At 35.3% G+C, this 15,386-nt stretch carries 14 protein-coding genes; all 14 read right to left on the bottom strand.

What is annotated here, in order from left to right; translation table 11 throughout:
* Positions 1 to 6: 6 nt before the first annotated feature.
* From OQY15_RS22090 to OQY15_RS22025, 14 genes are read right to left on the bottom strand one after another with little or no spacing between them, the layout of a single operon-like run.
* Positions 7 to 876 (bottom strand): glycosyltransferase family A protein, encoded by an 870-nt coding sequence (locus tag OQY15_RS22090; RefSeq protein WP_265794315.1) that lies wholly within the window; start codon positions 874 to 876, stop codon positions 7 to 9.
* A 2-nt stretch (positions 877 to 878) separates the two neighbouring features.
* Positions 879 to 1,793: a glycosyltransferase gene (locus tag OQY15_RS22085; RefSeq protein WP_265794313.1), complete on the bottom strand. Its 915-nt coding sequence runs from the start codon at positions 1,791 to 1,793 to the stop codon at positions 879 to 881.
* A 4-nt stretch (positions 1,794 to 1,797) separates the two neighbouring features.
* Entirely contained in the window at positions 1,798 to 2,853 is a 1,056-nt protein-coding gene (locus tag OQY15_RS22080; protein WP_265794311.1) for an EpsG family protein, read from the bottom strand.
* Between the two features lie 11 nt (positions 2,854 to 2,864).
* Entirely contained in the window at positions 2,865 to 3,947 is a 1,083-nt protein-coding gene (locus OQY15_RS22075; protein WP_265794310.1) for a hypothetical protein, read from the bottom strand.
* Positions 3,934 to 5,067 (bottom strand): UDP-N-acetylglucosamine 2-epimerase (non-hydrolyzing), encoded by a 1,134-nt coding sequence (gene wecB / locus OQY15_RS22070; protein WP_265794309.1) that lies wholly within the window; start codon positions 5,065 to 5,067, stop codon positions 3,934 to 3,936. The genes OQY15_RS22075 and wecB overlap by 14 nt, the downstream gene beginning before the upstream one ends.
* A 2-nt stretch (positions 5,068 to 5,069) precedes the next feature.
* Positions 5,070 to 6,092 (bottom strand): glycosyltransferase family A protein, encoded by a 1,023-nt coding sequence (locus tag OQY15_RS22065; protein ID WP_265794308.1) that lies wholly within the window; start codon positions 6,090 to 6,092, stop codon positions 5,070 to 5,072.
* Entirely contained in the window at positions 6,080 to 7,432 is a 1,353-nt protein-coding gene (locus OQY15_RS22060; RefSeq protein ID WP_265794307.1) for an oligosaccharide flippase family protein, read from the bottom strand. The genes OQY15_RS22065 and OQY15_RS22060 overlap by 13 nt, the downstream gene beginning before the upstream one ends.
* Positions 7,432 to 8,736, bottom strand: a complete 1,305-nt coding sequence (rfbH, locus tag OQY15_RS22055; RefSeq protein ID WP_265794306.1) for a lipopolysaccharide biosynthesis protein RfbH — start codon at positions 8,734 to 8,736, stop codon at positions 7,432 to 7,434. Before rfbH ends, OQY15_RS22060 begins: the two co-directional genes overlap by 1 nt.
* A 31-nt stretch (positions 8,737 to 8,767) precedes the next feature.
* Positions 8,768 to 10,489 (bottom strand): thiamine pyrophosphate-binding protein, encoded by a 1,722-nt coding sequence (locus OQY15_RS22050; RefSeq protein WP_265794305.1) that lies wholly within the window; start codon positions 10,487 to 10,489, stop codon positions 8,768 to 8,770.
* Positions 10,490 to 10,495: 6 nt separating this feature from the next.
* Positions 10,496 to 11,407 carry an NAD-dependent epimerase/dehydratase family protein gene (locus OQY15_RS22045; protein ID WP_265794303.1) on the bottom strand — a complete coding sequence of 304 codons (912 nt, stop codon included), beginning with the start codon at positions 11,405 to 11,407 and terminating at the stop codon, positions 10,496 to 10,498.
* Positions 11,400 to 12,485, bottom strand: coding sequence for a CDP-glucose 4,6-dehydratase (gene rfbG / locus OQY15_RS22040; protein WP_265794302.1), 1,086 nt, complete (start codon positions 12,483 to 12,485; stop codon positions 11,400 to 11,402). The genes OQY15_RS22045 and rfbG overlap by 8 nt, the downstream gene beginning before the upstream one ends.
* Positions 12,470 to 13,243 carry a glucose-1-phosphate cytidylyltransferase gene (gene rfbF / locus OQY15_RS22035; protein WP_265794299.1) on the bottom strand — a complete coding sequence of 258 codons (774 nt, stop codon included), beginning with the start codon at positions 13,241 to 13,243 and terminating at the stop codon, positions 12,470 to 12,472. The genes rfbG and rfbF overlap by 16 nt, the downstream gene beginning before the upstream one ends.
* Positions 13,240 to 14,283 carry an FAD-binding oxidoreductase gene (locus tag OQY15_RS22030; RefSeq protein ID WP_265794298.1) on the bottom strand — a complete coding sequence of 348 codons (1,044 nt, stop codon included), beginning with the start codon at positions 14,281 to 14,283 and terminating at the stop codon, positions 13,240 to 13,242. Before OQY15_RS22030 ends, rfbF begins: the two co-directional genes overlap by 4 nt.
* Before the next feature lie 4 nt (positions 14,284 to 14,287).
* Positions 14,288 to 15,385: a lipopolysaccharide biosynthesis protein gene (locus OQY15_RS22025; protein WP_265794297.1), complete on the bottom strand. Its 1,098-nt coding sequence runs from the start codon at positions 15,383 to 15,385 to the stop codon at positions 14,288 to 14,290.
* Between the last annotated feature and the right edge of the window lies 1 nt (position 15,386).

Genomic DNA, 15,386 nt, shown 5'->3' with positions numbered 1-15,386 from the left:
TAAGTACTAAACTTTCTTTTTATCAGCTATCAAATAAATACCAGCAGCAATGGACCTAGCTAAATTTCTGGTGAATAAATTGTGCCTTGGAGATCTTATGAGTGCAGCAGTATACCTTTTAAACCTATAAAAATTGATCATTGCTTTAAAACTATCCTTAAAGGGGATCTCACTTTCAGCAAGTTCTAAATAGCAAATGCATGTGTTGATTGGACTGTCTTTTCTGATTTTGAAAATTTTTGCAGTCAACCCCTCTGGCAAGTATTCACAGAAATATAGATTTTCATTAAAATATCTCAACTTAAAATTCTTCAGTCTATTGAAAAACAGGGCTTCGGGACAAAACCTTTCATCCGGTGTATTTGGGAAAGGATACATCTTAAACACCGAAGTCCTTATTACTTCACACTTGTCACCCTTACCATTAAATTTATATCTAAAATCCAATGGACTACAATCAAGTGTGTTATAAGCGGGATCCCCGATAGCAACGCCAGAAAAGTTACATTTATTACCAGCTAAACCGGCAAATTCCGGGTCTGACTCTATTAAAAGCCATTCTCGTTTTAAAATTTCTAAGGCATCTTTACCAATGTAATCATCGCTATCCACTACAAAAAACAAATCTCCCTCGGCTTCGCTTACGCCCTTATTTATTGCGATATGCTTTCCTGAATTCCGCTGTTGAATGTATTTAATATTGAATAAATTGTTTTGGCTGATAAAACTGTTCATCACTTCAGCCGTATTATCACTGCTTCCATCATCAACGACAATCCATTCAAAATCGGTATAGGTTTGCTCCTTTAATGATTCAAAAAGCTTTGGCAATAAATGGGCTCTATTAAATGTGGCTGTGAAGATGGTAAATATCATAATCAATTAACGGCTTTTCTAGTTATCGTTTTCACCAGTAACAAGGTTACACTATTATACAGTTTAAAGCCATTTATAAAGATTATTTGTAACCTTTTCAATAACTTGCTTTTGGTGTACAGAAAATATTGTTGAAACAATATTTGTTGCGCAACTTCCAAATCGTTTTTATAACTATCATAAAATGACATGGTAGCATCTAAATGCAGTCTATCAATAACAGGAATATCACTTTTAAAAATTGAAATCACGCGATTGCTAATGCTGTAATTTATATTAGTTGTGGCCTTATTGGCATGGAACTGTCTGTATAACATTAAGGACTTGTCAAGATATTTCAACCTTCCAAAACTGATGGCACCGAGTGTGATAAAGTGATCATGCATCGCATTAATCTCTGGAATTGTATGCAATTTATTAAGTAATGCGCGATTAAACATTAAAGAACACCCTTGGATGCCAGCGTTTAAGAATAATTGTTCTTTTAAGTTATTGGGGAATGTTGAGGTAATCTTCTCGTTTATAATACCCAGATCTTCTGAATAAGCAAAGCCATTGCAAAATACAGCTAAAGGCTCATTCACAGCCCCTTCAAATTCGTTGGCAAGTAAGGCCAATTTGTTTTCAAACCAAATATCATCCTGATCACAAAATATGACCAATTCCGACTTGGCATAATTTAATAAATGCAAGAAATTATTTGCAGCTCCACCGCATTTCACCCCATCATTGATAATAGTGATACGGTTATCTTGCGACTCAAACGCTCTTAATATAGCGAGTGTGCCATCTGTAGAACCATCGTCATGAACGTGGAGATGCCAATCTTTAAAAGTTTGGGACAATAATGAAAGGAGCTGATTCTCCAGATATGCCTCACCATTGTATGTTGCTAATAATATATCAATCTGTGGCATAATGTCAATTAAAATAAGGCCTGATTAAAGTTGGCGCAATCAATTTTATACCGTAATACAGGAAAAAACAATTTACCAGAAAATGTAGCGCGACGAAATAATATCGATCTTTAAGTTTTAATAAGGAGGCTACAATGTTAGGAAATAGTATGATACTAAATTGAAAAAAAAGATAGGAAAATCTTTGGAATATAGAGGCCTGTATGAAGAGAACATTTAGTGCTGCACCCATGGATGTAAGACGGTAATATACTGGAAAATTAAATTCATTTTTTTGCATATGTTTATGATAAACAAGATACAAGCACATAATAATTAAGCCAATACCTGTTACTACCAGACCTCCCCCTCCTTCTGCATTTAAATAAATTTGCATATGTTCTGGAACTCCCCCTAAAGACAATAGAATAGGAAATGGATTTTTAAATAAACCAATCAAACCAACAAAAGGCAGGATGAAATAAAAGTATCTATTCTTGACTATCAAACAAAAAGGCAGCACCAAAAAAACTGCGAATGCTGTACTATGGAATAAAGTTGCACCTATCGCGGTTAGGAAAGAATAAAAGTACTGCTCCTTCAAAAGAAAATAAAGCGACCAAAAGACAACAGCGCAACTTAAACCATATCTTATCTGCGTAAAATCGCGATAGAAATAATAAAAACATAGATAAAAAATTAGTGCCGTAAAAGGGAAAGGGCATAATTTATAAATAATAGTGTAATTCAAAACGCCCGTTGCCAAAGCTACAACAAATAACAGAACATGTATATTCCCCCCCAAGAGACCAATGATCTTGTTTAATAGTGCGTATCCTCGCTCGGTGTTATCATCATAATTTCCTGTGACAATTTCTCCTAAACTATGGCCATTACTAATATTATATATCTCTTCGTAATTCTTGCTATCATTGTCAGTACCAATTGTTCTAACGCCTGGCAATACAATAAGGAAAGTACAAAAACCAATGTATACAATTCTCCTGATTAACTCATGTTTAGCGTAATCCAAAGCACAAAGAAGAAAGGCTAGAAAAAAGATAACATAATAAATAATCATTTATTTGGACTCTATATATTGTTTAGTAAAAATTTTTGAATATTAATATCACTTGACTTGTTTACGAGTTTTCTTACTACTTCATAGTTTGTTTGGCTTTTGTCAGCCCTTATGTTGTCCCTCTGAAAATTATTAACTTGTAAATATTCATAACCCATCTCCTTGAAATCACCTATTGAATCACTTTTAACGACTGGAATGATACCATAACACATATATTCTATCAATTTTGTAGGACAGGCCACTCTATTAACAGTAATATCATCTCTTAAGATAAATCCATAGTGAGATCTTTTGTAATAATATCCAAGTTCCGAAGGACTAACAGAATGTACAATTATATTATCCTTTTCTGAAAGATTATGTAGATTCAGCATTTCAATCATTCCTTGAGGATTTCCAGTCAGAATTGTATATCTGATCTTAGATGATAAATTGTTAGAAATGACCTCGATCATTAAAGAGATGTTCTGCCATGATTGGAGATTTCCACTATAAATCACTTCTATAAATTCGCTACTCTCAACCTCATCAGGACAATATTGATTCGTCAAGATATTTGATGGTATTATTGGGTAAGTAATCAAATTAAGTTTTAACGAAGGATACTTTAATCTAAAATGTCTGGTCATTGCATTGGTCACAGAAATCCCAAGGTAAAGATTTTTAAAAATATACCTTTCAGTGATCGAATATAACTTAGCTTTAAAATCTTGTCCGGCAAATTTATGTTCTTCAGGTACTACACCATGAATATCGAGTACAATTTTTTTTGAAGATTTCAAAAAAAATAGACATGGCAAAATGGGAAGTGCATTCTGTATAGAATGAAAATATAAAAGTTTGCTTTTCATTAACAGTCTCATTATGAAGAGAAAATGAATGAATAAATTACATTTATATTGAAGCACATCATCTTTAGCATAATAAACCTCTTTTTTCGCAAAAAACCTATGAGATACAAAAAGATATACCCTTGCTTCTTTTGCAAATTGCTCATCTATCGCAACCATTCTTTGAGACATCCCTTCCTTTATTGTGGTGGAATTCGGATACTCAGCAAGGAATACAATATTTTTTTTATTCTCCGACATTGTTAATTGCTTTTACAATTCTAGATGCAGACAAACCGTCACCATAAGGATTATGGGCAAGGCTCATCGCATCATAAACTTCTTTATCCGTCAGCAACGATTTAGCCTCTCTAACGATCGTTTCAGTATTGGTACCGACTAATTTTACAGTGCCTGCATCTACAGCTTCAGGTCTTTCAGTATTATCTCTCATCACCAAGACTGGTATGCCTAAACTTGGCGCTTCTTCCTGCACACCACCGCTATCAGTGATGATAAAGTATGACTTTCCCATCAGCCATGAGAAAGCAGGATAGCCAAGCGGATCAATTAATAAAATATTATCTATTCCATCCAAAATTTCTTTCACTGGCTTTTGTACATTTGGATTTAAATGCACCGGATAGATTATTAAAACATCTTTATCTTCAGCAATTATTTTTAATGCATTACAGATATTAATGAACCCTTCGCCAAAATTTTCACGTCTATGGCCTGTTACCAGAATAACTTTGTTTTGTGTCAATTCAAGAGATTTTAAATATTTAATCTCATCATCTTCATAGTTCTTTAGTTTATCTTGTGCTAAAAACAACGCATCAATCACCGTATTTCCTGTTATCACTATATTTTCCGCATTTGTACCTTCTTTCAGCAGATTTTCAGATGATTTACTTGTTGGAGCAAAATGCAAGTCAGTTATACGTCCTGTAATTTGCCTATTTATCTCTTCAGGGAAAGGGGAATGTTTATTAAAGGTCCTTAGTCCAGCTTCAACATGACAAACTTTTGTTTGGTTGTAAAATGCTGCCAAGGCAGTTGCCATTGAAGTTGTGGTATCACCATGAACAAATACGAAATCAGGACAAAAATCTTCTAGTATGCCTTTCATGCCAAGTAGGATATCAGCGGTTAATTGTGATAGATTCTGGCCTGGCCTCATCAAATTTAGATCATAATCTGGCACTATATCAAAAAAAGATAACACTTGATCCAACATTTCTCTGTGTTGGGCAGTGACACAAACTTTTAAATTGTATCGTTCAGGATATTTTTGAAACTCTTTTACCAATGGAGCCATTTTTATAGCTTCTGGCCTTGTACCAAATACAATGAGTATCTTTTTTTCTGGGTTAAACATAATTATATTTTTGCAATAGTGTATTTGAAACGAACACGCTTCTTTAGAACTTTTGTTATAAACAACGAATAAAGTGTATAAACGGGCCAAGTAATATTTAGCATACGGCCTGGCTGAATGATTAAAGGATAATTATAGATCCAATAATTCAGGTTATCTTTATAAATGGGTTTTAATACTTTATGGATTTCAACATCGGTGAATTTATGCCCCGATGATTTTAGTCTTTTAATCCAACCTGGAAAGCAGACCGTTAATAATTCATCTTTTATAGCTTTAAATGTCCTTTTCCTTTTTTCATCGGTCGAATATTCCTGGAATATCTGGTTGATATTACTCCCAAATACTGTACATATACTATAACCACCACTATTATTTACAGGTACTGCGACTGAAGGTTCTTGGAAGTAAAGATTATAAGGAGAGTTTAAAACCGCAGTCAGGAAAAAAGGTAACTGTATTAGAGAAGTTGCAAAGTATTTTTCGAAATAAATATCTTTGACAAACTTCTTATTGACAACATTTCCGGATATGAAAGTTATATTATGACTAATTTTTTTCAAAAAATCTTCATAATCATTAAACATTAAGACAGGAGACTTTTCATCAATGGCTAATATACCGTCACTAATTAGGCGCCAGTTCAAATATAGTATCCCAAAATCAGGATATTCTTTAATAACAGCGATTATTTTATCAATAGTTCCATTTAGAAGTTTATCATCATCTCCAAATGTCAGTACAAATTTGCCATTTGCCAGTTTAAAACATTGCGATATATTAAAATCAGCACCCTTATTTACATCATTTTTCACATAATTAATGGGTAGACCGTTTCTGATGTGTTGATTAACAACTTCCGTAGTGTTATCAGATGAGTTATTATCAGAGACTATAATTTCAATTAAGTCTGCTTTGTCACCGATTTGATTATAGATGCTTAGTAACGCTTGATCCAAAAAATTTGACCTGTTGTATGTAGGTATTGCTATCGTTAACAAAAGGTTATTCTCTAAGTATGCCATAATTCTCTTTTTTTATAAAAAATGAGTAGAGACCAGATTAAACTACCGATTATGACTAATGCGGAATACCCTATCACTATACCATTTAAACCAAATGCATGTCCTAAAATAAAGGTCGATGCAGCAGTCAAAAGACCCATAACGATTGACTGCACTAGAAAAGGTTCTTCCTTATGACACCTCAAGTAAGTAGCCAATGCAGATATTAATTGATTGACAAAAGTTGCAGTACATAAAAGGATGAGTGGGAAAAATGGTAAAAAACGATTTCCAATTTGCAGTTCAAAATATTTTAAAGTGAAGACTATTAGTAACAAAAATCCGAGCGCAGCACCACAAATCAAACTAGACTGTCTCACAACAACCGCAAAAACGCGATCAAGCTCTTTGAAGTCTTTTAACGCAATAAGATTTGAGAAGACAGGAACTTTAGTATTTATCCAGCTCATTGAAATTGACATTACACCATTTAGAGCCGCTAATGTCATTCCCATCTGACCAGCGACAATGGGCCCTTCAGTAGCGAAAAGAACAGGGTTAAAAAGTTGAAATATAAAAAATCCACTGATCCAACTCAAAGCAATTTTCCATTGTAATGGAAATATTTCGAGCCTGTAATTCACCTTATAAAAGGTTAATTTATTCCAGATATTTTTTAAGAGAACAAATTTGTAAGATACTAGCACCCATATTGGAACAATGAAAAACGTAATAATTGCTGCTAACGGACTGGAAAACAACTTTAATCCCAAACTCAAAAAAATATAGAGTAATGTAAGTTGAAATACCTGCTGTACTAGCCTCATCATCGCTACTTCCTTTACTTTACTCAATCCTTCAAAAAAAGAAAGAATCGGAGAAATCATCAATGACCCAGCAGTAGAAATGCACAAAATTATCCAAGGCGATTGCCAATTTACGTATGTATCTCCGTGATTATATGTATTGAAAAACACGTTTCCGGCAATAATGAGGATTACGACCAAAATAATAGCCATTATACCAAACCACTTTATGCAAAAATGTAATAACGACGATAACCTTGACATTGAGGCTTCGTCGCCCTGGATATCAGACTTACCATTCCAGGTAAGGTGGGCCATTTCATGTGCAACGTATTGGGTGATAATATTTGAGAGACCAAGCTCAAAAAATATTTGTATAGCAAGGATACTACCAAAGGTGTAGTAATAGCCTTGCTCTATTTTAGTGAGATGTTTGGCAATAAATATTATCGAAACAAGCCCCCCCCCTGCCTGGACACATCTAGATAGCACGGTGTAAGCGATAGCACCGTCAATGCCTAACTTTCTGGAAAGTGATTGGATGTACGATAGCATTATGAGTTTATATAGTCCCTAATTACATCGGCGATATAGTCATAGTGGCTTTCATTCAAGCCCGGCCAAACGCCTAACCAAAATGACTGATTCATAATTATATCTGTATTTGTCAAATCACCAGAAACTCTATGATTTATATTCGTGTAACCTGGCTGGCGAAGAATATTACCTCCGAATAGTAATCGGGTGCCAATTTTCTTTTCTTCTAAATGTTGTACCAACATATGTCTATCAGAAGCATCTCCTTCCCTCAATGTTAGTAAAAATCCAAACCATGAGGGCTCGCTGTTTAAAGTAGCTTCTGGAAGAATGAACACATCTTCAAATTCTTTCATTCTTTCGTATAGCGCCAAATAATTCTCACGTCTTCTTTGTACAAAGGTGTCAATCTTTTTTATCTGCGATACGCCGAAGGCCGCCTGCATATCAGTTACCTTTAAGTTGAAGCCAATATGTGAATATGTGTACTTGTGATCATATCCATATGGCAAACTTCCAAGTTGTTGTTCAAACCTACAACCACAAGTATTGTCTTTTCCTGGTTCACAATAACAATCTCTACCCCAATCTCTAAAACTTTCTGCTATTTTTGCAAGAAGTGGATTATTGATCAATACAGCTCCTCCCTCTCCCATAGTAATGTGGTGAGCTGGATAAAAAGAGAAAGTTGAGATATCACCGAAGGTGCCTGTTTTCTTTCCTTTGTAAGTAGCCCCTAAAGAATCACAGTCATCCTCAACTACCCAAAGATTATGCTTTTTAGCGACTCTCATAACTTCATCAAGATCAAAAGGGTTACCTAATGAATGTGCGATCATTATTGCTTTGGTCTTTGAACTAACTGCTGCTTCGATCAGATCTGCCTTTACGTTATGTGTGGCGATATCAACATCAATGAATACAGGTACCGCACCGAATTGAATAATAGGATTAACGGTTGTTGGAAAACCAGCAGCAACTGTAATCACCTCATCACCCGGACGTATGGCTCTGTCACCCAACTTTGGTGAGGTAAGGGCATAAAATGCCACTAAATTAGCTGAAGATCCTGAATTTACAAGAAGAGCTTTATGTGCTCCAAAGTATTGGGCAAATTCATATTCAAAGGTGTTTGCAAAACGTCCGGCAGTTAACCAACCATCCAAAGCTGCATCTACTCCAAGTAATATGTCCTCTTCATCGAGTACTTTACCAGTGACGGGTATATAATTTACACCTGCAACTATAGCTTGGGAAGTTTTTTTTCTAGCTATTTCTCTTAAACTATTCTCTAATGCTTGGTCGTTAATGTTCTGTAACATGTGTTAGTGCTAAATAATTTATGTATATGTGTTATGTGCCTTCCATCTCAATGGGCTTTGCAAATGGTTCCATTTCAGTAATAGGTCTGCCAAATGCAATTTTAGGATATGTATTTGTCTTAGGGTCTATCATTACCTGTAATAATTGAGGCCTATTTTGATTATCTTTTGTCCAAAGCCAATTTACGGCATCCTCTGTTTCTTCAGATCCTGAGATTGTTTTAGCATCAATTCCATATGCTATGGCAATCTTAGTAAAATCAGGTGCATCATAACCCCAATAAGTGGATTGATAACGCGATTCAAAATAACTGTCTTGAAATTGCCTAATCATACCGAGTGTACGATTATTTAATACAATGATTTTTATCGGAAGATTGTTACGTACTATAGTCTGCAGTTCTTGAATATTAATCTGCATACACCCATCACCAATTAGAACAACTACTGGCTTTTTTTCAAGCGCAATACATGCTCCAATTCCAGCAGGTAGTGAGAACCCCATAGCACCCATTCCGCCAGAGGTCAGAAAATGCTGTCCTCTATTTAATTCAAGCGACTGTGCAGCCCACATCTGATGGCTGCCCACATCAGCGAGGTAAGTAGAAGCTTGGACAGAAGCCTTGGACAATTGATGCATAAAAACATTAGGATTAATGCCCACAGTTTCCAATTCTGCGACATCTGGCCATGTACTTTTCAGCTGATCTATTCTACTATTCCATTCAGCAGGAAGAGGAAATGTAGAATTTAGGGCTTTATTAAAAAAAGCTTTGAAGAAATTTTTCAGGTGAGAAACTACTGGCACACAACCTTTTACTCTATTATTAATTTCTTCAGATAAACAATCAACATGATAAATTTTTCTTTGTGCGATGAAGTTGGCATCTGCACCTGTCTGTCGTATATCTAATCTACTACCTAATACAAGTAAAAGATCACACTCTCCAAAAGCAATATTAGCCCACCTATTCCCATAACTGCCTATAAATCCGACACGTTGTTCATCATCAAAACTGATAGTATCTAAGCCTAATAAGGTAGTGATGACAGGAATTTTTGTTAATTGAACAAACTTATCAAAGTCAAATTGAGAATTACCTGCCTTGATACCCCTCCCAGCAAGAATTAGTGGGCGTTTAGCGTTTCTAATATCATTAATTATATTATCTAGTTCGCTAAAATCGTAATTATCACCAGCGATTGAATGCTCATCATCCGTTGCCACTTCACTAATATCCGCACGTTGAACATCCATTGGAATATCAATTAATACCGGTCCAGGTCTTCCTTCAAGAGAGATTCGGAAACTTTCTTCGAATATGGCAGGAATATCAGCGGGATCCTTGACTTGAAAACAGCGTTTCGTAATTGGACTTGCCATTGCAATTATATCTGTTTCTTGAAAGCCAAGCTGCCTAATAGAGCTATTTCCTTTCAACTCGTGCCTGTTTACTTGCCCAGTAATAAAGATAGCTGGAGTAGAATCAAAATAACAACTACCTATGCCTGTAAGAAGATTGGTCGCTCCTGGCCCGCTTGTAGCTAAAGCCACACCGGGGATGCCAGTTACCCGTGCATATCCTTCAGCAGCAAAAGCAGCCGCCTGCTCGTGATGCATAGATATAATATTAATATCCGTCTTCTGATTTATGGAATCCAAGAGATGTGTAATCATCCCCCCAGACAGCTCAAATAAACTCTTTATACCTTTTTTCGCCAAGAATTCAGCGATATAATCAGATGCTTTCATAACAAATTAAGTCTTTAAATAATAATCTAAAGTACGCTTCAAAGCTACGTTAAAATTAGTAAATTGTAATTCTCCTATTTGAGACCTGATTTTCTGACAATCTCCTTCTATATGCATCGGCTGATTTTCTCTATATGGTAATGCGCCAAAATCCAACTTAAAGTCAGGTTTAACATATTCCTTTATAGATTCTAAAATAGATTTAATAGATCGTAACTCACTTGATGAAATATTATAAATATCAGATTGGACCTCACACATAGCGATTTTAGTGATAATAGATGCAACATCCTTAACATACATATAGGCATATTTCTGTTCTCCCCCAGTAAGCTTCATTTCAAAGCCGGTGGTCATTTGTTTAACAGTTGAGGGAATTAACCAGTTATTATTTTCTCTTTCACCAAAAACCGAAAAGATCCTCAGCCATACCCAAGATATGCCATTAATTTTACAATAAGTTTTTAGAATTTGCAAGCATGCTAGTTTCACACTTGCATAAGCAGTGGATGGATCAGGAATGTAACTTTCATCTACCTTTCCGTTGATAGTGCCGTATTCAGCTTGAGAACCCAAGAATATAATTTTATTGACACTAGACAACTTTGCAACTTCAAGCAAATCAACTAAAAACCCTATATTTTTCGCTTGCTGCTGCCAATCATCTCGATCAGAGGCCTCCACGCCAATCCACGCTGAGTGGATAATGATGTCTAAATTTAATGAAAGTAGGTACTCCTTATATGTTCCTTCATCATCAATATCTACCCAATGGATTTTATCTTGATAAGCCCGATTTCGCCAGGTATTGGACTCCTTCCGCTTTAAACCTACAATCTCTAGGCCTGCAGAAATAAGTTCTTCTGCTAAATGGGAGCCTATAAATCCCGTTATTCCAGTAATTAAAACTTTACGCATCTAAAAACTGTAAGACCTGCATCATTGTAAAATCTTTAATATTTTTTCTATTCATATGGAACTGCTGGTACCATTTCATCGTCAATTCAACAGCTGAACCAGCATTTAGTTTAGGTGACCATTTTAATTCTGAAATTGCTTTACTAATATCAAGTTTAAGTAATCCTGCTTCATGAGGTTGTTGTATATTTCTGACAAAATCAAAATCACCGCTTCCCCAATATTTGATTGCCAAGTTGACCATCTGCTCAACAGATAGCGAGTCACCTTCATTTGGACCAAAATTATAAGCCTGACTAAATTTTACCGGATCTTTGGAAAGACATGCTCCTAATACTAAATAAGCACTAACAGGTTCTAAAACATGCTGCCATGGCCTAACTGATGATGGATTTCTTATCGAGACAGGACTATTAGCAATTAGACCCTTAGCAATGTCAGGTATCAAACGATCTTCAGACCAATCACCACCACCTATCACGTTACCTGCTCTGCCTACTGCTATCGATTTTTTATGATCAGTCATCTCATTTAAATTAAAAAAAGAGTTTCTGTAAGAGTCAATGATTAATTCAGTACAGGCCTTGCTTGCGCTATATGGATCATAACCACCCAATCTGTCATTCTCTCTATAAGGATAAATCCATTCATTATTGTGATAAACTTTATCCGTCGTGATTAATACTGTATGGCATTTTTTATTAAGCTGACGTACAGCATCCAATACGTTTGCAGTCCCTATCGCATTAACTTCAAATGTCTCTGCAGGGATCTCATAGGATAACCTAACTAAAGGCTGTGCAGCTAAATGAAAAATAAAATCGGGCTCAAAATCAAGAATTTCCTTAATCAATAAGTTGCGGTCTCTAATGTCCCCAATTATCGATTTGCACAATTTATCACCTTCTAAGAGATTGTATAAATCATTAGTAGTCTTCGTTTCTAATGCAAAACCTTTAACTTCTGCGCCAAGAACTGCCAAAAGTTGGAGCATCCAACTACCTTTAAAACCGGTATGGCCGGTTAAGAAAACCTTTTTATCTTTATAAATATTTTTTAATTCTACCAAGTTCTCCATTCTGCCTGATTTTTTTCCCACATTTCATTTAGATCATGCTTATCTTTAAGCGTATCCATTGGCCGCCAAAATCCGCGATGTTTGTAAGCTTTCATTTCACCAGCCAGTGCAATATTTTGCATTGGTTCTTGTTCCCAAACTGTTGCGTCACCATCCTTAATATAATCAAAAACACCTGGTTCACAAACCATGTATCCCCCATTGATCCAAGAACCATCTCCTTTTGGTTTCTCAAGAAATGAATTAACAGAATTCTCAGGAGAAAGATCCAAAGCTCCAAACCTGCCAGAAGGTTGAACAGAAGTTACCGTACATAGCTTCCCATGACTAGCATGATATTCTACTAATTCTTTGATATTAATATTCCCTACTCCATCACCATATGTTAACATAAAAGTTTCATCTTTAACATATTTTTGAATGCGTTTGATCCTGCCGCCAGTCATTGAACTATCACCTGTATCAACTAAGGTAATTTTCCAAGGCTCTGCTTCGGATTCATGTACTTCGATAGCATTATTTTTCAAATCTATTGTCACATCAGATTTGTGCAAGAAATAATTAGCGAAATATTCTTTTACTACATATCCTTTATAACCTAAACAAACTACAAAATCATTGTATCCATAAGTGGAATAGATTTTCATGATGTGCCAAAGAATAGGCATTGCTCCAACTTCAACCATAGGTTTAGGCTTTACAACCGTTTCTTCTGATAATCGGGTACCTAGCCCTCCTGCAAGTAATACTACTTTCATAATTCTTTATTTACTTCTATATATATGCCCTCTGTGAGCGGATAACTACAACACAATAGGAATTCATCAGTTTTCAGAGTCGTTTTATGATGATCTGTACCAATTACTTTTAATTCTCCATTTTTCAGCTTTCCCTTACAACTATCACAATTACCTGTTTGGCATGAGTAAGGTAATTCTATACCTGCATCAAGTGCAGATTCTAAGATGTTTTTTCCTTTAATAACTTCCAATTTAAAACTCTCATCCCCGAATTTTAGTTGTATGAACTGTGTGGCAATGTCTACAAAATCTTCAGGATTAGTAATTAATTCAAAATCTTCAGAAAAAATTACATCACTGGAAATCTGCAAAGTGGTTAATGCTGATTTCACAGACTCTTTTAATCCCGATGGCCCACATATAAAATGCAAAGATGTGTCAATATGCTCTTTAAGTACAATATCTGTTGCATTATTCTGATTAATTCTTCCCTTGATAATTCCATCCCCTGATTGATCCAGTGTTGGCGTTGTCAAAAAATGATAGACTTTAAATTTATCTTGATATTTGCTGACCAAGTCTTGGATAGTTTCTAAAAAAATCGTGCTGTCGTTACAACGATTACCATAAACTAAATGTACCTCAATTTGTGGATAATTTACTAAAATGGCTTTCGTTAAAGATATCAGTGGAGTAATACCGCTTCCCACCCCCCATAGATACACGGCATTTGTGTTGGATTTAGGTTCAAATATAAAATCTCCCATGGGTGGCATGACAGTAATCAAATCGCCTACTTTAACTAGATCATGTATATGATTAGAAATTATTCCATTAGGAATCCTTTTTACTGTAACCTGCAATGATGGATCAATTCCAGGCGCTGATGAGAAAGAATATGGCCTAATATATCGCCTACCATTAATTTTAAAAATAAGTGATAAATATTGTCCAGCCTGATATTTGATTTTCTTTAAACCTGGTTGTTTGAAGCTGATCGTAATCGTGTCTTCAGTCTCTTTTTTTAGGTCAATAACTGTTAAAGTATATGTCTGCATTCTATTATTCCATTATACTTTTAATAATTTTCTTCACAAGGAGAATAAATACCGTGAAGGCACCAGCAAGAAAAATTCCCACTGTTACGCCTTTTACATATCCAACCTTGCTTTTCTGAAGAGGAAATCTTGGACCATCTATTACCTGGATTAAAGGCGTTTCATTGCGTAGCGCTATTTTTGACAGCTCTAGATTCTGTACAAGCTGAGAGAGTATGGCTTTGTTAGCCTCAGCATTTATCTGTGACCGTTGTCCTGGCGCCCGTAACACTTGTCTTGTGATATTCAAATTTGGTGTAGCATCTGTAATTGCTGCCGTGGCGACTATAGCCCCATGTAAAGCGTTTCTTACAGAATCTGTTTGACGCTGAAGGATTGATAAATTAAATAATGATTTCTTGGTTTTTGTCTTTATATAAAAGTCGTTTACATTTTTTACTATAGTTTCATTGAAAACCTTGGAAAATATCTCGTCCTTCGATTTCACCTCTACATCAATTATACTTAATTTCTTATCTGGTTTTGAAATTGATAGCAAATTATTTTTAATATCTAGTGCAAATACACCCAATAGGCTATCTTGTATTCTTGTGGCATTACTGTCAGCAAAATTCTTAAATTGTATGTTCTTCAGATCTGGTCTTTTATCCCAAGTCATTCTTAAATCATTCATTTGAATATATTGATCAATAAGTAACCGATCAGAGCCATTAAGTTTGAATTTTGTTAACAAGGTTGACTCAATCATCTTCCTTGATTTATAAAGTTCCAAAATATTTTCACCTTGAAAAATGCCTCCTCCACCTCCTCCAAGGTCAAGACCGACCATAGATGCCAACCCTGCATATTGACCTAAGCCGCCACCTTTACTACTTTCCTCCTCTAAAACAAAGGTAGTAGCAGCGGTATAATTGAATTTTTGTTTTGATGCATAAATGTATCCTAAGGCACCACCTATAAGTGAGGTTATAACAATAATCAGCCATTTGGAGATCAAATAATTATAAAAGATCTTAACCTTTAATATGAGATCTTTCAATGTAATCTCATCAGTTTCGATCGGTCTATGATTTTCCTTTGTTATGTTTGATGAATCTGTCATG

Source organism: Pedobacter sp. MC2016-15 (assembly GCF_026239695.1).
GTDB lineage: Bacteria > Bacteroidota > Bacteroidia > Sphingobacteriales > Sphingobacteriaceae > Pedobacter.
Note: the sequence above shows the minus strand (reverse complement) of the source record. Positions and strands in the feature narration are given on the sequence as shown.